Source organism: Alicycliphilus sp. T452 (genome assembly GCF_054512775.1).
In genome coordinates this window covers 1-21,274 of the sequence record NZ_JBTNEH010000025.1, presented here as the reverse complement: position 1 = coordinate 21,274, position 21,274 = coordinate 1, and the positions used below count along the sequence as shown (strand labels likewise).

At 69.0% G+C, this 21,274-nt stretch carries 16 protein-coding genes; 11 read left to right on the top strand and 5 right to left on the bottom strand.

The window, feature by feature from the left end; all coding sequences use genetic code 11:
* Nucleotides 1-59: 59 nt before the first annotated feature.
* On the bottom strand, nucleotides 60-1,586 hold the full coding sequence (gene exaC / locus ACX12L_RS18740; RefSeq protein ID WP_459263952.1) for an acetaldehyde dehydrogenase ExaC: 1,527 nt from the start codon (nucleotides 1,584-1,586) through the stop codon (nucleotides 60-62).
* A gap of 182 nt (nucleotides 1,587-1,768) precedes the next feature.
* Nucleotides 1,769-2,968: a mechanosensitive ion channel family protein gene (locus ACX12L_RS18735; RefSeq protein ID WP_459263993.1), complete on the bottom strand. Its 1,200-nt coding sequence runs from the start codon at nucleotides 2,966-2,968 to the stop codon at nucleotides 1,769-1,771.
* Between the two features lie 201 nt (nucleotides 2,969-3,169).
* On the opposite strand from ACX12L_RS18735, the gene leuS reads away from it, so the two are divergent.
* Genes leuS through holA form a run of 3 tightly spaced genes read left to right on the top strand, consistent with a single transcriptional unit; the run spans nucleotide 3,170 to nucleotide 7,454 of the window.
* Complete coding sequence (gene leuS / locus ACX12L_RS18730) at nucleotides 3,170-5,875, top strand: leucine--tRNA ligase (RefSeq protein ID WP_459263951.1); 2,706 nt, start codon at nucleotides 3,170-3,172, stop codon at nucleotides 5,873-5,875.
* On the top strand, nucleotides 5,875-6,387 hold the full coding sequence (locus tag ACX12L_RS18725; RefSeq protein ID WP_459263950.1) for an LPS-assembly lipoprotein LptE: 513 nt from the start codon (nucleotides 5,875-5,877) through the stop codon (nucleotides 6,385-6,387). Before leuS ends, ACX12L_RS18725 begins: the two co-directional genes overlap by 1 nt.
* A 20-nt stretch (nucleotides 6,388-6,407) precedes the next feature.
* Nucleotides 6,408-7,454, top strand: coding sequence for a DNA polymerase III subunit delta (gene holA / locus ACX12L_RS18720; protein WP_459263949.1), 1,047 nt, complete (start codon nucleotides 6,408-6,410; stop codon nucleotides 7,452-7,454).
* A gap of 18 nt (nucleotides 7,455-7,472) precedes the next feature.
* On the opposite strand, the gene ACX12L_RS18715 is transcribed toward holA, so the two are convergent.
* Both ACX12L_RS18715 and ACX12L_RS18710 read right to left on the bottom strand, forming a co-directional pair.
* Nucleotides 7,473-8,432 (bottom strand): tripartite tricarboxylate transporter substrate binding protein, encoded by a 960-nt coding sequence (locus tag ACX12L_RS18715; protein ID WP_459263948.1) that lies wholly within the window; start codon nucleotides 8,430-8,432, stop codon nucleotides 7,473-7,475.
* Between the two features lie 36 nt (nucleotides 8,433-8,468).
* Entirely contained in the window at nucleotides 8,469-9,302 is an 834-nt protein-coding gene (locus ACX12L_RS18710) for an enoyl-CoA hydratase/isomerase family protein (protein ID WP_459263947.1), read from the bottom strand.
* Nucleotides 9,303-9,335: 33 nt separating this feature from the next.
* Here ACX12L_RS18710 and ACX12L_RS18705 point away from each other — a divergent pair, with 33 nt between their 5' ends.
* Nucleotides 9,336-10,262 (top strand): LysR family transcriptional regulator, encoded by a 927-nt coding sequence (locus tag ACX12L_RS18705; RefSeq protein ID WP_459263946.1) that lies wholly within the window; start codon nucleotides 9,336-9,338, stop codon nucleotides 10,260-10,262.
* Nucleotides 10,263-10,421: 159 nt separating this feature from the next.
* Here the strand turns inward: ACX12L_RS18705 and ACX12L_RS18700 are convergent, their stop codons facing one another.
* Nucleotides 10,422-10,709 carry a hypothetical protein gene (locus ACX12L_RS18700; protein WP_459263945.1) on the bottom strand — a complete coding sequence of 96 codons (288 nt, stop codon included), beginning with the start codon at nucleotides 10,707-10,709 and terminating at the stop codon, nucleotides 10,422-10,424.
* A gap of 65 nt (nucleotides 10,710-10,774) precedes the next feature.
* Between ACX12L_RS18700 and ACX12L_RS18695 the strand changes: the two genes are divergently transcribed.
* The 7 genes from ACX12L_RS18695 (at nucleotide 10,775) to gshB (ending at nucleotide 21,018) form a co-directional block, all read left to right on the top strand.
* Nucleotides 10,775-12,055, top strand: a complete 1,281-nt coding sequence (locus ACX12L_RS18695; RefSeq protein ID WP_459263944.1) for a glutamate-5-semialdehyde dehydrogenase — start codon at nucleotides 10,775-10,777, stop codon at nucleotides 12,053-12,055.
* Between the two features lie 379 nt (nucleotides 12,056-12,434).
* Entirely contained in the window at nucleotides 12,435-13,910 is a 1,476-nt protein-coding gene (gene trkA, locus ACX12L_RS18690; protein WP_459263943.1) for a Trk system potassium transporter TrkA, read from the top strand.
* Nucleotide 13,911: 1 nt separating this feature from the next.
* Entirely contained in the window at nucleotides 13,912-15,378 is a 1,467-nt protein-coding gene (locus ACX12L_RS18685; protein ID WP_459263942.1) for a TrkH family potassium uptake protein, read from the top strand.
* A 67-nt stretch (nucleotides 15,379-15,445) separates the two neighbouring features.
* Entirely contained in the window at nucleotides 15,446-16,741 is a 1,296-nt protein-coding gene (gene gshA, locus ACX12L_RS18680; protein ID WP_103018276.1) for a glutamate--cysteine ligase, read from the top strand.
* A 93-nt stretch (nucleotides 16,742-16,834) separates the two neighbouring features.
* A complete protein-coding gene (locus ACX12L_RS18675) occupies nucleotides 16,835-18,706 on the top strand; it encodes a potassium transporter Kup (protein ID WP_459263941.1) in 1,872 nt (623 codons plus the stop codon).
* A gap of 133 nt (nucleotides 18,707-18,839) precedes the next feature.
* Nucleotides 18,840-20,039 (top strand): benzoate/H(+) symporter BenE family transporter, encoded by a 1,200-nt coding sequence (locus ACX12L_RS18670; protein ID WP_459263940.1) that lies wholly within the window; start codon nucleotides 18,840-18,842, stop codon nucleotides 20,037-20,039.
* Between the two features lie 22 nt (nucleotides 20,040-20,061).
* On the top strand, nucleotides 20,062-21,018 hold the full coding sequence (gshB, locus tag ACX12L_RS18665; RefSeq protein WP_459263939.1) for a glutathione synthase: 957 nt from the start codon (nucleotides 20,062-20,064) through the stop codon (nucleotides 21,016-21,018).
* The last annotated feature ends 256 nt before the right edge of the window (nucleotides 21,019-21,274 follow it).

Genomic DNA, 21,274 nt, shown 5'->3' with positions numbered 1-21,274 from the left:
CGCCATGGAGAACGCCTGCGCGCAGGCGTTGCATCATCGGCGCGCGGGGTGACGGGGGGTCAGAAGAAGCCGAGCGCCTTCGGGCTGTAGCTGACGAGCAGGTTCTTGGTCTGCTGGTAGTTGGACAGGGCCTGCTTGTGGTTCTCGCGGCCGATGCCCGACTTCTTGTAGCCGCCGAAGGCGGCGTGCGCGGGGTACAGGTGGTAGCAGTTGGTCCACACGCGGCCCGCCTGGATGGCGCGGCCCATGTGGTAGGCCTGCATGCCGTTGCGCGTCCACACGCCGGCGCCCAGGCCGTAGTCGGTGTCGTTGGCGATGCGCACGGCGTCCGCCGCGTCCTTGAAGGTCGTCACCGAGGCCACGGGGCCGAAGATTTCCTCCTGGAACACGCGCATGCCGTTCTGGCCGTACAGCAGCGTGGGCTTGATGAAGAAGCCGTCGTCGATCTCGCCGCCCGCGCGCAGGCGCTCGCCGCCGGTCAGGCACCGGGCGCCTTCCTGGCGGCCGATGTCGATGTAGCCCAGGATGCGTTCGAGCTGCTGCTGCGACACCTGCGCGCCCACCATGGTGCTCTTGTCCAGCGGGTGTCCCTGCTTCATAGACTGCACGCGCGCCACGGCGCGCTCCATGAAGCGCTCGTAGATCGACTCCTGCACCAGGATGCGCGAGGGGCAGGTGCAGACCTCGCCCTGGTTCAGCGCGAACATGGAGAAGCCTTCGAGCGCCTTGTCCAGGAACTCGTCGTCGGCGTCCAGCACGTCGGCGAAGAAGATGTTGGGGCTCTTGCCGCCGAGCTCCACGGTGGAGGGGACCAGGTTGTCGGCCGCGGCGTGCAGGATGCGCTGGCCCACGGCGGTGGAGCCGGTGAAGGCGATCTTCGAGATGCGCCTGCTCGTGGCCAGCGCCTCGCCGGCCTCCTTGCCGAAGCCGTTGACGATGTTCACCACGCCCGGGGGCAGCAGGTCGGCGATCAGCTCCATGAGCACCATGATGGAGGCTGGGGTCTGCTCGGCGGGCTTCATCACCACGCAGCAGCCCGCGGCCAGCGCCGGGGGCAGCTTCCACGAGGCCATGAGGATGGGGAAGTTCCACGGGATGATCTGACCGACCACGCCGATGGGCTCGTGGAAGTGGTAGGCGACGGTGTTGGCGTCGATCTCGGAGATGCCGCCCTCCTGCGCGCGGATGCAGCCCGCGAAGTAGCGGAAGTGGTCGATGGCCAGCGGAATGTCGGCGGCCATGGTTTCGCGCAGGGGCTTGCCGTTGTCGATGGTCTCGGCGATCGCCAGCAGCTCCAGGTTCTGCTCCATGCGGTCGGCGATCTTGAGCAGGATGTTGGAGCGCTCGGTCACCGAGGTCCTGGCCCATGCGGCCTGCGCGGCGTGGGCGGCGTCCAGGGCCAGGTTCACGTCGTTGGCGTCCGACCGTGCCACCGTGCAGAACGGCTTGCCGGTGATGGGGGAGACATTGTCGAAATAGCGTCCGGCCAGCGGGGCCACCCATGTGCCGCCGATGAAGTTGTCGTACTTTTGCTTGTAGGGGTAGCGGGCATCGAGGTTGAAGTGCTTGAGCTCGAACATGTCCATGGTGGTCTCCGGTTGGGTTGAAGGTCGGTGCAGGCAGGAAAACCGACTGCCGGAAGACATACAAACTCCGTGCCAAGCCCCGGACCGGGGCCTGTGCGCCGCCGACTGTCACGAATCGCGACGCATGTGTCCCAGATTGCGCCACCGCCGCCATGCCCTGGTACACAGGGCATGCCGGGTTTTCATTGCGCCGCGGCCTGCCGCAGGCCCGCCCGGATGTCGCCGCCCGTCGGGCTCTGGTACAGGCGCAGGTCGAACTCGGGCAGCACGGCGATCAGGTGGTCGAAGATGTCGCCCTGGATGGCTTCGTACTGCACCCAGGCCGTGGTGGCGGTGAAGCAGTACAGCTCCAGCGGCACGCCCTCGGCCGTGGGCTCCAGGGCGCGCACCATCAGCGTCATGCCCTGGTGGATGCCCGGGTGGGCCCGCAGGTAGGCCTGCACGTAGGCGCGGAAGGTGCCGAGGTTGGTCAGCCGCCGCCGGTTGGCGGGGGCGGCGGCGTCCTCGCCCAGGGCGGCGTTGGTGGCGTGCACGGCCTCGCGCTTGTGCGCCAGGTAGGGCGCCAGCAGGGTGATGCGCGACAGGCGGTCGATGTCCTCGTCGCTCAGGAACCGCACGGTGGCGGTGTCGAGCCGCAGCGTGCGCTTGATGCGCCGCCCCCCGGACTCGCTCATGCCGCGCCAGTTGCGGTAGCTCTCGCTCATCAGCCGCCAGGTGGGGATGGTGGTGATGGTCTTGTCCCAGTTCTGCACCTTCACCGTGTGCAGGGCGATGTCCACCACGTCGCCGTCGGCGCCCACCTGGGGCATCTCTATCCAGTCGCCCACGCGCAGCATGTCGTTGGACGAGAGCTGCACGCCCGCGGTGAACGAGAGGATGGTGTCCTTGAACACCAGCATCAGCACCGCCGACATCGCGCCCAGGCCCGACAGCAGGATCAGCGGCGAGCGGTCGATGAGCACCGCCACGATGACGATGGCCCCCACCAGGGTCAGCGCCAGCTTGCCCAGCTGCACGTAGCTCTTGATGGAGCGCGTGCCCGTGGGCGCGCCGCCCGGCGCCTGCTCCAGCAGGACGGCGTCGAGCAGGGCGTTGAGCGTGCGCACCAGCTGCAGCACGGTGAGCGCCACGGCCAGGTTGCGGATCACCGCGAAGGCCGCCGGGTCGAGGTGCGGCACGGCGCCGATGCCCGCCTGTATGACCAGCGACGGCACCACGCGCGCCAGCCGGCGCAGCACCTGGTCGTGCCAGACCACGCGCGCCCAGCGCACGTCCATGCGTTCGCGCATGCGCGGCACCATGTGCAGCAGAAGGTACTGCGCCACGGCCTGGGCGGCGTAGGACAGCAGCAGCAGGCCCGCCAGGCCGATGGCCGCCTGCATCCGGGGGCTGAACGAACCCAGCAGCGCGAGGGTGGTCTCGGTCAAGAAAAACTCCTTGCAATGGAACGGCACGCCGGCCCTTGCGGGCGGGCGGTGCGGGGTGGAATGGGGGATGAACGCCTAGAATTGGGCGCAACTGATGCTTAGTGTGACCGCTGCGCCGCAGCGCAGTTCCCCGCAGTCCCTTTTTCTCCAGCTTCCATGCAAGACAAATACAACCACACCGAGGTGGAGCGCGCAGCGCATGCCCACTGGAACGCCAGCGACGCCTACCGCGTGGCCGAGGACGCGGCCCGGCCGAAGTTCTACGCCTGCTCCATGCTGCCCTACCCCAGCGGCAAGCTGCACATGGGCCACGTGCGCAACTACACCATCAACGACATGCTCACGCGCAGCCTGCGCATGAAGGGCTACAACGTGCTCATGCCCATGGGCTGGGACGCCTTCGGCCTGCCGGCCGAGAACGCCGCGCTCAAGAACGGCGTGCCCCCGGCGCGGTGGACCTACGAGAACATCGCCTACATGAAGCAGCAGATGCAGGCCATGGGCCTGGCCATCGACTGGAGCCGCGAGGTGGCCACCTGCGACCCCGATTACTACAAGTGGAACCAGTGGCTGTTCCTCAAGATGCTGGAAAAGGGCATCGCCTACCGCAAGACCCAGGTCGTGAACTGGGACCCGGTGGACCAGACGGTGCTGGCCAACGAGCAGGTCATCGACGGCAAGGGCTGGCGCACCGGCGCGCCGGTGGAAAAGCGCGAGATCCCGGGCTACTACCTCAAGATCACCGACTACGCGCAGGAGCTGCTCGACCACGTGCAGATCGGCAACGAGAAGGCGACCCTGAACGGCTGGCCCGACAAGGTGCGGCTGATGCAGGAGAACTGGATCGGCAAGTCCAGCGGCGTGCGCTTCGCGTTCACGCACGACATCCGGGGCGCGGACGGCCAGCCGATCCAGGACGGCAGGCTCTACGTGTTCACCACGCGCGCCGACACCATCATGGGCGTTACCTTCTGCGCCGTGGCGCCCGAGCACCCGCTGGCCCAGCACGCGGCGGCCGGCAACCCGCGGCTTGCCGCCTTCATCGAGGAATGCAAGAAGGGCGGCACCACCGAGGCCGAGCTGGCCCTGAAGGAAAAGGAGGGCATGCCCACGGGCCTGTTCGTCACCCACCCCCTGACGGGCGAGCAGATCGAGGTCTGGGTCGGCAACTACGTGCTCATGAGCTACGGCGACGGCGCCGTGATGGGCGTGCCCGCGCACGACGAGCGCGACTTCGCCTTCGCCCTCAAGTACGACCTGCCGATCACGCAGGTCATCCTGGTCGATGGCGAGTGCTTCGACGACCAGCGCTGGCAGGACTGGTACGCCGACAAGGAGCGCGGCGTCACCATCAACTCCGACAACTTCAGCGGCCTGGGCCACCAGGACGCCGTGGCCGCCGTGGCCCATGCGCTGGCCGCCGAGGGCCTGGGCGAGCTCAAGACCACCTGGCGCCTGCGCGACTGGGGCATCAGCCGCCAGCGCTACTGGGGCACGCCCATCCCCATCATCCACTGCGAGGACTGCGGCCCCCGGCCCGTGCCCGAGAAGGACCTGCCAGTGGTGCTGCCGCAGGACCTGGTGCCCGACGGCTCGGGCAACCCGCTGGTCAAGAGCGAGGCCTTCCACGCCGGCGTCACCTGCCCCTGCTGCGGCAAGAGCGCGCGGCGCGAGACCGACACCATGGACACCTTCGTGGACAGCTCCTGGTACTTCATGCGCTATTGCGACGCCAGGAACGGCGAGAAGATGGTCGCCGGGGGCGCCGACTACTGGATGCCCATGGACCAGTACATCGGCGGCATCGAGCACGCCATCCTGCACCTGCTGTACGCGCGCTTCTGGACCAAGGTCATGCGCGACCTGGGTCTGGTCAAGGTCGACGAGCCCTTCACCCGCCTGCTCACGCAGGGCATGGTGCTCAACCACATCTACAGCCGCCGCACGGCCAAGGGCGCCAAGGACTACTTCTGGCCGCACGACGTGGAGCATGTGCTGGACGAGTCCGGCAAGATCGTCGGCGCGCGGCTCAGGAACCCCGCCGAGAGCGGCGACGGCCTCTTGAGCGCGGGCACGCCCATCGACTACGAGGGCGTGGGCACCATGTCCAAGTCCAAGAACAACGGCGTGGACCCGCAGCACCTGATCGAGAAGTACGGCGCCGACACCGCGCGCCTGTACACCATGTTCACCGCGCCGCCCGAGCTCACGCTCGAATGGAACGACGCCGCCGTCGAGGGCAGCTACCGCTTCCTGCGCCGCGTGTGGAACTTCGGCGTCAAGCTGTCTGCTATCGATAAAGAAGCTGCACTGGCAAGCGTGGCGGGCGCTACAAGCCTGAAAGACGTGGAATTCGGCAAGGAGGCCCGCGCCCTGCGCCTGGAGATCCACACCGTGCTCAAGCAGGTGGACTACGACTACCAGCGCATGCAGTACAACACCGTGGTCTCGGGCGCCATGAAGATGATCAACGCGCTGGAGGACTTCAAGGCCATGGACGGCGCCGGCGCCCAGGTCGCGCTGATCGAGGGCTTCGGCATCCTGCTGCGCGTGCTCTACCCGGCCACGCCCCACATCACCCACGCGCTGTGGCAGGGCCTGGGCTATGCCGGCACGCTGGGCGACCTGCTGGACGCCGCCTGGCCCCAGGCGGACCCGCAGGCCCTGGTGCAGGACGAGCTCGAACTCATGCTGCAGGTCAACGGCAAGCTGCGCGGCGCCATCCGCGTCGCCGCCACGGCCGACAAGGCCGCCATCGAGCAGGCGGCGCTGGCCAGCCCCGACCTGCACAAGTTCGCCGAAGGCCGGGCGCCCAAGAAGATCGTCATCGTGCCCGGGCGCCTCGTCAACGTGGTGCTGTGATGCTCAGGCGCACACTGCTCGCCGGCCTGGCCGCCGCCCCCGCGGCCGGCCTGCTCGGCGCCTGCGGCTTCCGCCTGCGCGGCGCGCCGGAGTTCGCCTTCCGCACGCTGTACGTGCAGGCCCCCGGGGGCTCGGCGCTCGCGCGCGACCTCGTCCGCACCCTGCAGGGCGGGGGCGGCGAGCTCACCGTGCTCACCGACCCCGCCCAGATGCCCCAGGCCGAGGCCGTGCTGGACCTGCTCTCCGAGCGGCAGGAGCGCGTGGCCGTGGGCCTGAGCTCCGCCGGCCAGGTGCGCGAGCTGCAGCTGCGCCTGCGCATACATTTCCGCCTGCGCGGCCAGCAGGGCCAGGAATGGATCGCCGACACCGAACTGCTGCAGCAGCGCGACATCAGCTACAACGAAACGCTGGCCTTGTCCAAGGAAGGCGAAGAGGCCATGCTGTTTCGCGACATGCGCAACGACCTGGTCCGGCAGCTGATACGCCGCCTGTCCGCCGTGAAACCCCAGTGACGCCCGCCTCACGGGGCCCTATGCAAATCCCACTGAACCAGCTCGGCGCGCAACTGCACAAAGGCCTGCGTTCGCTCTACACGCTGCACGGCGACGAGCCGCTCTTGCAGCAGGAGGCGCAGGACGCCATCCGCGCCGCCGCGCGCGCCCAGGGCTACACCGAGCGCAGCAGCCACACCGTCGCCGGCGCGCACTTCGACTGGAGCGCGGTGCTGGCCGCGGGCGGGTCCCTGAGCCTGTTCGCCGACAAGCAGATCCTGGAGATCCGCATCCCCTCGGGCAAGCCCGGCAAGGACGGCGCCGCCGCGCTGCAGCAGATCGCCGCCCAGGCCGACGGCAACGACAGCACCCTCGCTATCGTCCTGCTGCCGCGGCTGGACAAGGCCACCCGCACGGGCGCGTGGTTCTCGGCCCTGGAGGCGCACGGCGCCACCGTGCAGATCGACCCCGTGGAGCGCGCCGCGCTGCCGCAGTGGATCGCCCAGCGCCTGGCCGCCCAGGGCCAGCGCGTGGCCGCGGGCGAGGAGGGTCAGCGCACGCTGCAGTTCTTCGCCGACCGCGTGGAGGGCAACCTGCTGGCCGCGCACCAGGAGATACAAAAGCTCGCGCTGCTGCACCCCCCGGGCGAGCTCACCTGGGAGCAGGTCGAGGCCGCCGTGCTCAACGTCGCGCGCTACGACGTGTTCAAGCTCAGCGAGGCCGTCCTCTCCGGCCAGGTGGCGCGCGTGCAGCGCATGCTCGACGGCTTGCAGGCCGAGGGCGAGGCCGAAGTGCTCGTGCACTGGGCGCTGGCCGAGGACATACGCGCCTTGAAGCGCGTGAAGGACGCCATGAACGCCGGCAAGCCCCTGCCCATGGCGCTGCGCGAAAACCGCATCTGGGGCGCCAAGGAGCGCCTGTACGAGCGCCTGCTGCCGCAGGCGGGCGACGCGCAGCTGGCGCGCCTGGTGCACTCCGCCCACGTCGTGGACGGCATCGTCAAGGGCCTCAAGGTGCCGGACTGGCCCACCAGCGGCTGGCAGGCGCTCTCGCGGCTGGCGCTGCAGATGTGCCGGCTGGGGCGCTGAGCCGGCAGGCCGGCGGCCTCATTCGGGCTGGACGCCGGCCTCCTTCAGCACGCGGGCATAGAGCGCGAGCTGCTCGCGGACGTAGGCTGCCAGCTCCTGCGGCGTGGACGCCGCCGGGACGATGTTCTGCCGGGCCAGCGCCTCCCGCACCTCGGGCCGGGCCAGCGCGGCGGCCACCTCGCGCGACAGGCGCTGCGCGATGTCGGCCGGCAGGCCCGCCGGCCCCTGCAAGGCGGCGTAGGACGCCACGGCGAAGCCCGGGAAGCCGGCCTCGGCCATGGTCGGAACCTCCGGGAACGCCGGGCTGCGCGCCGGCAGCGTGGTGGCCAGCATGCGCAGCTTGCCGCTGGCCACGTGCGGGCCGGCGGTCGTCATGGTGCCGAACATGAGCTGCACCCGGTTGCTCGCCAGGTCCACCACCGCCGCCGGCTCGCCCTTGTAGGGCACCTGCGTCATCTTCACGCCCGCCAGCGACAGCATCTGGCCGGTCGCGACGATGCCCGTGGGATTGCCCGTCGCGTAGTTCAGCGCCTCGGGGTGCGCGCGGGCATGGTCCATCAGCCCGGCCACGGTCGTCGCCGGCACCGCGGCGTTGACGAACAGGAAGAAGGCGAAGCGGCACACCATCGACACCGGCGTGAAGTCGCGCACCGCGTCGTACGGCGGCGCCTTGCGCATGGCCGGCACGGCGGCGAAGCCGTTGGTCGACATCAGCAGCGTGTAGCCGTCCGGCGCGGCGCGCGCCACCTCCTGCGCGCCGATCGCGCCGTCGGCGCCGGCGCGGTTGTCCACGACGACCGGCTGCCCCAGCGACGCCGCCAGCGCGGGGGCGAGGATGCGGGTCGCGGTGTCCGTCACCGTGCCGGCCGGAAACGGCACGACGATGCGGACCGGCTTGGCGGGCCAGGCCTGCGCGCAGGCCGCGGCGGCGGCGCAGGCCAGCACCGCGCCGCCGACGAGGCGGTGGAATGCGTTCATGGAAGTCTCCTGGAAGTGGATCGGGCCGGAATCGGTTCAGCGCTCGCCGTACACGGCCGCGCGCTTCTCCACGAACGCGCGCAGCGCTTCGCGGGAGTCGGGGGAGTCCTTGAGCGAGCACATGGTCTCGATCACGCCTTCCATCGCGCGCCGGTAGTCGAGATCGTTGGCGCGCACGAAGGCATCGCGCAGCAGCTTCATCGCCAGCGGCGACTTGCGGGCGAGCCGGCTGGCCAGCGCGCGCGCCGTCGGCAGCACCTGCGCGCGCGGGACCACGTGGTTGACGACGCCGAGCTCCTGCATGCGGCGCGCGCTCACGATGTCGCCGGTGAACAGCAGCTCGGCCGCGCGGTGCCGGCCCGCCTGCCGCGGCAAGTGCACCAGGTGCATGGCCGGCAGCAGGCCGACGTCGATCTCCGGATAGCCCATGTCGGCCTCTTGCGCGGCCACGACCATGTCGCACGACACGGCCCAGGTGACGCCGGCCGCGCGCGCATGGCCGTTGACGGCGGCGATCACCGGCTTGCCGAGGCGGTACAGCGCCTCGTGCATCTCGTAGTAGAAGACCTCGATGAACGCGCGCAGCTGCCGGCCGTCGTAGTCCAGCGCGAGCTTCAGGTCCAGGCCCGCCGAGAACACCTCGGGCATGGCGCTGGTCAGCACCACGGCGCCGACGGCGCGGTCCTCCCGCGCGCGGCGGTAGGCCTCGATGACGCCGCGCGCCAGGCCCAGGTCGATCGCGTTGACCGGCCCTCGGTTCATCGTGATTTCGGCGACGCCGTCGCTCACCGTGTACTGCACCAGATCCTGCACGCTGCCTCCTTGTCCATCGATGCGGCAGTGTCGCGGCGTGCGTCCGGTCCCGTCCATTATTCTTTCGGGAACAGCTGATTCGCCCGACGAATGACCACCGCCATCGAACTGCGCCACCTGCGCCACTTCATCGCCCTCGCGCAAGAGCTGCACTTCGGGCGCGCGGCGCAGCGCTGCCACATCTCCCAGCCGCCGTTCTCCGTCTCCATCCGCCAGCTCGAGCAGGCCCTGGGCTTCGCGCTGGTGGAGCGCAGCACGCACGAGGTGCGGCTGACCGCGGCCGGCGCGGCCTACTACGAGGAGGCGCTGAAAGTCGCCAGCCAGTTCGAGCGCGCCCACGCCACGGCCGCGCGCGTGCACCAGGGCATGCAGGGCACGCTGGAGGTGGGCTTCTTCGCCTCCATGCTGCACCGCGGCCTGGACCGCGCCGTGCAGGTCTTCGGACAGAGCCACCCCGACGTGGACCTGCGCCTGGTCGAGCTGAGCACGGCCGACCAGATCCCGGCCCTGCAGCGCCACCGCATCCGCTACGGCTTCGTGCACAGCACGGCGCTGCCGGCGACGGTGATGTCCGAGGAGCTGCTGTGCGAGCCCTTCGTGCTGTGCCTGCCCGCCGCGCACCCGATGGCCCGGGCGGTGCTGAACACCGGCCGGCGCCGCGCGCGGGCCGTCGATCTGGCCCGCTTCAAGGACGAGCCCTTCGTCCTGTTCGCGCGCACCTTCTCGCCGGCCTACTACGACCACGTGGTGTCGCTGTGCCTGTCCGCGGGCTTCCATCCGCGCGTGCGGCACGAGGCCCGCCACTGGCTGACGGTGCTGGCCTGCGTGTTCAAGGGACTGGGCATCACCCTCGTGCCGCGCAGCCTGGTGCGGTCGCGATACCCGGACCTGTGCTTCGTAGACCTGCAGGCCAGCCCGGTGGCCTCCATCGTGCGCGGCGCCTGGCTCGCCAGCGAGGCCGACGACCCGGCGCTGCGCGCGTGGCACGCCGTCGTGCGGCGGCACATCACGGCTTGACTGCTTCCGCGGCAAAGCCGCAGCGCGGCCAGGATCAGGCGCAGGTTGTGCCCCGCGCCTTGTCGGCCAGCCCCGCGGTCCTGGCGGTCTCGATGGTCGGCATCGTTGGCGTGCCGCCAGTCCATCAAGCCTGCCAGGCGGATCAAAGGGAGCGCATGTTCAGCTGCTCGCAAGCACGCCGCGCGCCTTGTCCACCCACAGCTGCAGGCTGTCCACCACGCCCTGGTGGCTGAAGGAGCAGCTTTCCTCGGTGAAGAGGGCGCCGGCCTCCAGGCGGTCCAGCAGGCCCAGCAGCACCTCGCCGTAGCGCGGCGGCAGGGCCGCGAGCAGGTCGGCGTGGCCGCGCGCGGCGGCGCTGAAGGCGTGGGGGCTGGTGCGCATGTCCTGCAGGGCGCGCAGGTCGTGCTGCAGCCGGTCGAGCTGGTGGGTGGCGGGTTGGGTGCTCATGGTGCATAGCGTAGCGCCGGTTGCCGTGCGGGCACGCCAGGGGCGAACTGCGCCACAATTCGCGTATGAACGCCCTGAACATCGCCGAATACACCCAGACGCTGGGCTTGCAAGCAAAAACCGCCTCAGCGCTCATGGCGCGGGCGCCGGCAGCTATCAAAAACAAGGCGCTGCTGGCCCTGGCGCGGCTCTTGCGCGCGAACGTGGACGCGCTGCAGCAGGACAACGCGCGCGACCTGGAGCGCGCCCGCGCCGCGGGCCTGGCCGAGCCCATGGTGGACCGGCTCAGGCTCACGCCCACGGTGATCGAGACCTGCGCCCAGGGCTGCGAGCAGCTGGCGGCCATGCCCGACATCATCGGCGAGATCATCGGGATGAAGCAGCAGCCCAGCGGCATCCGCGTGGGCCGGATGCGCGTGCCCATCGGCGTGTTCGGCATGATCTACGAGAGCCGGCCCAACGTGACCATCGAGGCCGCGTCCCTGAGCATCAAGAGCGGCAACGCCTGCATCCTGCGCGGCGGCTCCGAGGCCATCGACTCCAACCGGGCGCTGGCGCGGCTGGTGGCGCAGGCGCTGGCCGAGGCGGGCCTGCCCGAGCACGGCGTGCAGCTGGTGCAGACCACCGACCGCGCGGCCGTGGGCCAGCTCATCGCCATGCCCGCGTACGTGGACGTGATCATCCCGCGCGGCGGCAAGGGGCTGATCGAGCGCATCGCTGCCTCCGCCAAGGTGCCCGTGATCAAGCACCTGGACGGCAACTGCCACACCTACGTGGACGACCCCTGCGACCTGGACATGGCCGTGAAGGTGGCCGACAACGCCAAGACCAACAAGTACAGCCCCTGCAACGCCAGCGAGGGCCTGCTGGTGGCGCGCGGCGTGGCGGCCGCCTTCCTGCCGAGGATCGGCGCCGTCTACGCCGCCAAGGGCGTGCAGATGCGCGGCTGCCCCGAGGCGCTGGCCATCCTGCGCGCCGTGCCGGGCGCCGACCTGGCCGAGGCCACCGAGCAGGACTGGGGCGAGGAGTACCTGGCGCCCATCATCAGCGTGAAGGTGGTTGCGGGGCTGGACGAGGCCATGGCGCACATCGACCGCTACGGCAGCCACCACACGGACGCCATCCTCACGCGCGACCACATGCACGCGCAGCGCTTCCTGCGCGAGGTGGACTCGGCCAGCGTGATGGTCAACGCCAGCACGCGCTTCGCCGACGGCTTCGAGTACGGCCTGGGCGCCGAGATCGGCATCAGCACCGACAAGTTCCACGCGCGCGGGCCCGTGGGCATCGAGGGCCTGACGTCGCTCAAGTGGGTGGTGCTGGGCGAGGGCGAGGTGCGGGGCTGATCAACTCCTGATTTCATAGTGACAGCGTATGTCAGCATCGAGACGAGGGAGTATTGGATGAGCAAGCAAGAACTCCATGATTTGCTTGTGAGTGCTTTGGGCTTGGTGCCTGAGCTAGCCCAGAGCAATGTCTCTCGCACTTATTTCTACGACAGGATTGATTGGTATCCAGGTCGAAGCACGCGTGTCTTTCGTGTCTTGTTTGGCCCTGATGGTGAGCCCGAGTGCATACAGCTATGCGCATCCTCTGACAATAACAACAGCGTTTTGGTCCAAAGGCCTTTCCATCGGCAGCGCTTGACTGATCTTGCAGTGAGAGAGATCGCTTTGATCGAAGGCAGGGAACTGCCTGCCGTTGACTAGTTCAGGCCGACTTCTCATGAAAATCATCATTCTGGGCGCGGGCCGCGTGGGCCAGAGCGCGGCGGCCAGCCTGGTGTCGGAGAGCAACGACATCACCGTCATCGACACCGATGCCCAGCGCCTGCGCGACCTGGAGGCGCGCCTGGATCTGCGCGGCGTGGTGGGCAACGGCATAGACCCGGCCGTGCTGGCCGAGGCCGGCGCGCGCGACACCGACCTGCTCATCGCCTGCGCGGCGCAGGACGAGACCAACCTGGTCTGCGCCAAGGTGGCGCAGATGCAGTTCAACGTGCCGCGCTGCATCGCGCGCGTGCGCACCAACGGCTTCGAGGACGGCAGCGCGCTGCTCTCGCGCGAGGGCTTCGCGGTGGACCACATCCTGTGCCCCGAGAACTCGCTGGTGCGCTACATCGGCAAGCTCGTGGAACACCCCGGCGCGCTGCAGGTGCGCGAGTTCGCCGACGGGCGCGCCTGCCTGGTGTCGGCGCGCGCGCGCACCGGCGCGCCGGCCGTGGGCCTGGAGATCAAGCTGCTGCGCGAGCAGATGCCGGACGTGGCGGTACGCATCGTCGCCATCTACCGGCGCTTTCCCGACGAGCCCGACCGCTTCGTGCCCTGCGACGGCGCCACGCGCATCGAGCCCGGCGACGAGGTGTTCGCGCTGGCCGGCCGCGAGCGCGTGCCCCAGGTGCTGGCGGCGCTGCGCATGCGCCCGGGCCAGCCGCCGCGCGTGGTGCGCCGCATCATGATGGCCGGCGGCGGCGTGGTCAGCGAACGCCTGGCGCGCGCCCTCGCGGCCGAGCAGGGGCGCTTCAACATCAAGATCATCGAGCACGACGCGCAGCGCTGCGTGGCGCTGGCGTCGAACCTGCCCGAGGAAGTGCTGGTGCTGCAGGGCGAGTCGTCGGACGAGGAGCTGCTGGGCGAGGAGGGCATCGAGGAGGTGGACTTCTTCCTGGCGCTGTCCAACGACGACGAGAACAACATCATGTCCTGCCTGCTGGCCAAGCGCATGGGCGCGCGCCGCGTGCTGGCGCTCATCGACCGCCAGGCCTACGCCGAGCTGATGCACGGCACGCAGATCGACATCGCCCTGACGCCCGCGCAGGCCATGCTGGGCGAGCTGCTGGCCTACACGCGCCAGGGCGACGTGCAGGCCGTGCACAGCCTGCGCCGCGGCGTGGCCGAGGCGCTGGAGATCGTGGCGCGCGGCGACCGCAAGAGCTCGCGCGTGGTGGGCCGGCGCGTGGAGGACCTGCCGCTGCCGCCGGCCGTGCACATGGGCCTGATCGTGCGCGGCCTGCCCGACCCGGACGCGCCGCCGCCGCCCGAGGGCGCCATCGCGCCCGTGCAGCCGCGCGCGCCCGAGGTCATCATCCCGCGCAGCCACACGGTGATCGAGAGCAACGACCATGTGGTGTTCTTTCTGCCGAACAAGCGCCTGGTGCGCGAGGTGGAAAAGCTGTTCCGCGTGAACGCCATCTTCTTCTGAAATGCGCGACCTGTTCCCCGTCCTGCGCGTGCTGGGCATGCTCATGTGCATGTTCTCCCTGGGCATGGTGCTGCCGGGCCTGCTGTCGTGGTGGCTGCAGGAGGCGGTGTGGCGCGTCTACCCGGCCTCCGCCCTGGCGACCCTGGGGGCGGGGCTGGCGCTGTGGTGGCTGCTGCGCGGCCACCGCGAGGAGCTGCAGCCGCGCCACGGCGTGATCCTGGTGACGCTGGTGTGGGTGCTGCTGCCGCTGTGCGCCAGCCTGCCGCTGTGGCTGGCCATGGCGCAGCTGGGGCAGCCGATCACGTTCACCCACGCGTACTTCGAGGCCGTCTCGGGCCTGACGACCACGGGCTCCACGGTGCTCTCGGGGCTGGATGCGCTGCCGCTGTCGGTCAACTTCTGGCGCACCTTCCTGCAGTGGATGGGCGGCATGGGCATCCTGATCCTGGCCGTGGCCGTGCTGCCGCTGCTGGGCGTGGGCGGCAGCCAGCTCTTCAAGGCCGAGGCCGCGGGCCCCATCAAGGACACCAAGCTCACGCCGCGCATGACGGAGACGGCCAAGGGGCTGTGGGGCGTGTACGCGGTGCTGTCCGTCGTGTGCGCGCTGTGCTTCTGGGCAGGGGGCATGACGCCCATGGACGCCGTCATGCACATGTTCACCACCGTGAGCCTGGGGGGCCTGTCCCCGCACGAGGCGAGCTTCGCCTTCTTCGACTCGCCCGTGCTGGAGGCGATGGCGGTGTTCTTCATGCTGGTGGCCAGCTGCAACTTCACGCTGTACTTCGTGGCGCTGCGCAAGGGCCACTGGCAGGGCTTCTGGCGCGACCCCGAGGTGCGCGCCACCATGGCCGTGCTGATCGGCGGAGGCCTGCTGGTGGCGCTGCTGCTGTGGGCCAAGGGCGTGTACGAGCCGCTGCAGGCGCTGCGCCACGGCATGTTCCACGTGGTGTCGGTGGCCACGACCACGGGCTACGCCACGCAGGACTACCTGGCCTGGCCGGTGTTCGCGCCGGTGTTCATGCTGCTCCTGTCGGGCGTGGCCACGAGCGCCGGATCGACGGGCGGCGGCATCAAGATGGTGCGCATGCTGATCCTGGTGCAGCAGGCGCGCCGCGAGCTCACGCGCCTGGTGCACCCGCGCGCCGTGCAGCCGGTGCTGCTGGGCGGGCGCGTGGTGGACAACCGCATGATCTTCTCGGTGCTGGCCTTCATGCTGGTCTACGGCGCCACGGTGATCGTGCTGAGCATGGTGCTGCTGCTGACCGACCTGGATCCGCTGACGGCGTTCTCCGCCGTGCTCGCCAGCGTGCACTGCACGGGGCCGGGGCTGGGCACGATAGGCCCCAGCTCCAACTACGCGGGGCTGACCGACTTCCAGATCTGGATCTGCACCCTGGGCATGCTGCTGGGGCGGCTGGAGATACTGAGCTTCATGGCGCTGCTGTCGCCCGCGTTCTGGCGTCGGTGAACTACGTACGGGAGGCGGCGTGCCGCGTCCCTACAATGCGGCGCTTGACTGCAATACCTGGGGTTATATGGTTCCGCACCTCGTCACCGCACTCACAGGCCCGATCAACGAGCTGGAGCAGCGCATCCTGGACTCCATGCCGGCCATCGAGCGCTGGTTCCGCCTGGAGTGGATGGAGCACACGCCGCCGTTCTACAGTTCGGTGGACATACGCAACGCCGGCTTCAAGCTGGCGCCCGTGGACACCAACCTGTTCCCCGGCGGCTGGAACAACCTGACCGACGAGATGCTGCCGCTGGCGGTGCAGGCGGCCATGGCGGCCATCGAGAAGATCTGCCCCGAGGCGCGCAACCTGCTCATCATCCCCGAGAACCATTCGCGCAACACCTTCTACCTGGCCAACGTGGCGCAGCTGGTGCGCATCTTCAACATGGCCGGGCTCAACGTGCGCGTGGGCTCGATCAGCCCGGACATCAAGAAGACCACCACCATCACGCTGCCCCACGGCGAGACGGTGACGCTGGAGCCGGTGATCCGCACCAAGCGCCGCCTGGGGCTGAAGAACTTCGACCCCTGCACCATCCTGCTCAACAACGACCTGTCGGCCGGCGCGCCGGGCATCCTGGAGGAGCTGTACGAGCAGTACCTGCTGCCGCCGCTGCACGCGGGCTGGAGCGTGCGCAGGAAGAGCCACCATTTCAAGAGCTACGAAGAGGTGGCCAAGCGCTTCGGCAAGATGCTGGGCATAGACCCCTGGCTCATCAACCCGCTGTTCGGCAGCGTAGAGGGCGTGGACTTCAACCAGGGCACGGGCATGGAGGGGCTGGCCAGCGCGGTCGACGCGCTGCTCGCCAAGGTGCGGCGCAAGTACAAGGAATACGGCATCAAGGAAAAGCCCTTCGCCGTCGTCAAGGCCGACAACGGCACCTACGGCATGGGCATCATGACCGTGCACGACGCCAGGGAGCTCGAAGGGCTGAACCGCAAGACGCGCAACAAGATGGCCGTGATCAAGGACGGGCAGGAGGTGCACGACGTGATCGTGCAGGAGGGCGTGCTGACCCAGGAGCGCGTGCACGAGGCCGTGGCCGAGCCCGTGGTCTACATGATGGACCGCTACGTGGTCGGGGGCTTCTACCGCATGCATGCCGAGCGCGGCGTGGACGAGAACCTGAACGCCCCCGGCGCGAGCTTCGTGCCGCTGGCCTTCCAGCACAGCACCCAGCTGCCCCAGCCCGGCGCCCGTCCGGGCGCGAGCGCGCCCAACCGCTTCTACATGTACGGCGTGATCGCGCGCCTGGCCATGCTGGCCGCCAGCTACGAGCTGGAAGCCACGGACCCCGAGGCCGAGACCTACGACTGAACGCCGCGCATGCGCCGCCTGCGAGGGCGGCGCACAATGGCGACCACACAAAAACACCAGCAACTTCTGGCTCGAGACCAGGGGCACCGCACCGTGCAAACCACCAAATCGTCGTTGGCCTTTAGGACCCTGGGCGCCATCGGCGTCGTGTATGGCGACATCGGCACCAGCGTGCTGTACACGCTCAAGGAGGTGTTCGGCTCGGGCCATGTGCCGTTCACCCACGCCAACGTGTACGGCGTGCTGTCCATCGTGTTCTGGACGCTCACCATCATCGTCTCGCTGAAGTACGTGGTCCTGGTGCTGCGCGCCGACAACAACGGCGAAGGGGGGCTGGTCGCCATGCTGGCGCTGGCCTCGCAGTCGGTCAAGGACAAGGCGCCCGCCCTGCGCAAGTGGATGCTGGCGATAGGCATCTTCGGCACCTGCCTGTTCTATGGCGACGGCGTCATCACGCCGGCCATCACGGTGCTGTCGGCGGTGGAGGGCCTGGACGTGGTCTCGCCCACGTTCCGCAGGGCGGTGATACCGCTCACGCTGCTGATCCTGCTGGGGCTGTTCCTGCTGCAAAAGCGCGGCACGGCGGGCATAGGCCGGTTCTTCGGGCCGATCATGGTGCTCTGGTTCCTCTCCATCGGGGCGCTGGGCGTCTACCACATCGCGGGCCACCCGGAGATCTTGTTCGCCTTGAGCCCGCACCACGCGCTGCGCTTCATCGCGCACCAGCCTGGGACCACCTTCATCATCCTGGGGGCGGTGGTGCTGTGCGTGACCGGCGGCGAGGCGCTGTACGCCGACATGGGCCACTTCGGGCGCCAGCCCATCCGCCTGGCCTGGTTCTCCATCGTCATGCCCGCGCTCACGCTGAACTATTTCGGCCAGGGCGCCCTGCTGCTGGCCGAACCCGAGGCCGTGGCCAACCCGTTCTTCCACCTGGCGCCGGACTGGATCACGCTGCCACTGGTCGGCCTGGCCACCGTGGCGGCCGTGATCGCCTCGCAGGCGTTGATCTCGGGCGCCTTCAGCGTGACCAAGCAGGTGATCCAGCTGGGCTACCTGCCGCGGCTGCAGATACAGCACACGAGCACCTGGGACACGGGCCAGATCTACATGCCCTTCGTCAACTGGGCCCTGTTCGCCATGATCGTGCTGGCCGTGATGCTGTTCCGCTCGTCGAGCAACCTGGCGGCGGCCTATGGCATTGCGGTGACGCTGGACATGACCATCACCACCGTGCTCACCTTCTTCGTCGTGCGCTACGGCTGGGGCTACCCGCTGGCGCTGTGCGTCGCGGCCACGGGCTTCTTCTTCACCGTGGACATCCTGTTCTTTGGCTCCAACCTGCTCAAGCTGGTCGAGGGCGGCTGGTTCCCGCTGCTGCTCGGCGGCCTGGTGTATACGCTGATGATGACCTGGAAGCGCGGGCGCGAACTGCTCAACAAGGCCCTGCAGGACACGGCGCTGGGGCTGGCGGAGTTTCTGGAGTCGCTGTTCGTCGCGCCGCCGGCGCGCGTGGACGGCACGGCGGTGTTCCTGACCAGCGAGCCGGGCATCGTGCCCAACGCCCTGCTGCACAACCTCAAGCACAACAAGGTGCTGCACGAGCAGAACCTGTTCGTCACCGTGTGCAACCACGAAACCCCGTGGATAGGCATGGACAAGCGGCTGGAGGTGGAGTCGCTGGGCCACGATTGCTGGCAGGTGATGGTGCACTACGGCTTCAAGAACGACGTGAACCTGCCGCGCGCGCTCTCCAACATCACCGGCCGCGGCATCAAGCTCGACCCCATGGGCACGAGCTACTTCCTCTCGCGCGAGATCGTCATGCCCACCCTCGGCCGGGGCATGGCGGCCTGGCGCGAAAAGCTGTTCGCCCAGATGCACCACAACGCGGGCGCGGCGGCCGAATTCCTCAACCTGCCCAGCAACGCGGTGGTCGAGCTGGGCGGCAAGATCGAAATCTGAGCCGCCGTCGGCACGGTGCATCCACATTCCATCGTTTTTGGCCTCCGGCCCTTGTGTTTAAAGTGGTGAATGCTATGGTTTTCATAGTTTCGCGTGCTGTGCCGGCCGGAGGGCGGTGCCACAATCCGCCGCCATGCAGTTTTTCAAAGACCTGAGCCTGTCCGCCTTCACGGCGGGTTTCGTGGCCGTGCTGGTGGGTTTCACCAGCTCCGTGGCCATCGTGTTCCAGGCGGCGCAGGCGTTCGGCGCCACGCCGGAGCAGATCACGTCCTGGATGTGGGCGCTGGGGCTGGGCATGGGTCTGTGCTCGCTCGTGCCCTCGCTCATCCTGCGCCAGCCGGTCATGGTCGCCTGGTCCACGCCGGGCGCGGCCGTGCTGGCCACGGCGGGGCTGGCGGGGGGCTTTTCCATGGGCGAGGCCATCGGCGCCTTCATGGTCTGCGCGCTGCTGATCACGCTGGCCGGCGTTACCGGATGGTTCGAGCGGGTGATGAGTCGCATCCCCATGGAAATCGCCTCGGCGCTGCTGGCGGGCGTGCTGGCGCGCTTCGGCATGCAGGCCTTCGCGGCCCTGCAGACGGCGCTGCCGCTGGTGCTGGCGATGCTGCTCGCCTACCTGCTGGCGCGCCGCCTGCTGCCGCGCTATGCCGTGGTGATCACGCTGGCCGCGGGCATCGCCTGGGCGGCGGCCGGCGGGCAGATGCGCTGGTCCGCCGTGCACCTGGCGCCGGCCATGCCGGTATTCACCGCGCCGCAGTTCAGCCTGCAGGCGCTGATGAGCCTGGCCCTGCCGCTGTTCATCGTGACCATGGCCTCGCAGAACCTGCCGGGCGTGGCCGTGATGCGCGCCACCGGCTACCAGCTGCCGGTCTCGCGCCTCGTCACCATGACGGGCCTGGCCACGCTGGCGCTGGCCCCGTTCGGCGCCTTCGCCCTCAACTTCAGCGCCATCACCGCCGCCATCTGCATGGGGCCCGAGGCGCACCCCGACCGCGCGCGGCGCTACACGGCCGCGGCCTCCTGCGGGCTGCTGTACATCGCCGTGGGCATCTTTGGCGCGGTGGTCACGGGGCTGCTGACGGCCTTTCCCCAGGAACTGGTGGTGGCCATTGCCGGCCTGGCTCTGCTGTCGGCCATCGGCGGCGGGCTGGCGGGCGCGCTGCAGTCCGAAAGCCAGCGCGAGGCGGCGCTCATCACCTTCCTCGTCACGCTCAGCGGCGTGACCCTTGCCGGCATCGGCTCGGCGTTCTGGGGCGTGGTCGCGGGCAGCCTTGCGCTACTTGTGCAACAGTATGGGCGGCCCCGCGCGCACCAGCCGCCGCGCCGGCCTTGACAACACAGTACCCGTGCACGCCATGAATCTCCTCTTCGTCGCCGATCCCGTCGAACACTTCAAGATCTACAAGGACACCACCTTCGCCATGATGCGCGAGGCGCAGCGCCGCGGCCACGGGCTGGCGGTCTGCGAGCCTCGACATATGCACTGGCAGTGCGGCGGCAAGGTCGTGGCGCGCGTGCGGGACATCACGCTGACGGGCCATGCCGTCGACTGGTTCTCTGCCGGCGAGCCGCGCGAGGCGGCGCTGGCCGACTTCTGCGCCGTGCTCATGCGCAAGGACCCGCCGTTCGACAGCGAGTACTTCTACGCCACTCACCTGCTCGAACAGGCCGAGCGCGAAGGCGCGCGCGTGTTCAACAAGCCGCGGGCGCTGCGCGACCACCCGGAAAAGCTGGCGATCATGGAATTCCCGCAATTCATCGGCCCCACGCTGGTGACGCGCGAGCCGCAGGACATCCGGCGCTTCCACGCCGAGCATGGCGACGTGATCCTCAAGCCCCTGGACGGTATGGGCGGCATGGGCATCTTCCGCGTCGGGCCCGACGGCATGAACCTGGGCAGCATCATCGAAACGCTCAACCAGGGCGGCAGCCAGAGCGTCATGGTGCAGAAATTCCTGCCGGAGATCGCCGACGGCGACAAGCGCGTGCTCATCATCGGCGGCAAACCCGTTCCCTACTGCCTCGCGCGCATCCCCCAGGGCTCGGAAGTGCGCGGCAACCTCGCCGCCGGCGGCCTGGGCGTGGCCCGGGCCCTCACGGCGCGCGACCAGCAGATCGGCGACGCCTTGGGCCCGATCCTGCACGAACGCGGCCTGCTGCTCGCCGGCGTCGACGTGATCGGCGACTGCGTCACGGAAATCAACGTCACCAGCCCCACCTGCTTCCAGGAGATCTTCGAGCAGACCGGCTGCGATGTGGCGGCCCTGTTCGTGGATGCCCTCGAAACCGCCATCGAACGCATGGCGCGCTGATATTTATGGAGGGGCGTTTTTCCCGCTATACTTGCGGGCTTGCTGCAGCGAAAGCCAGTTCCCAGCCGGGACTTGATGGCTGCAGCGAGAAGGAAAGAAATTTCCTTGCTTGGAGTAGTCAGGAGGTTCAAAACCGATGTATACTTCAAGGCTTCGCTGGCGGAGGCGGACTGTTGTCGAGAGATGGTGGTTTGCGAAGTTGGCGGGGGGGTCGAAAGACCACAAAGTTTGACAGGTCTTTAAAAAACGTGTCATA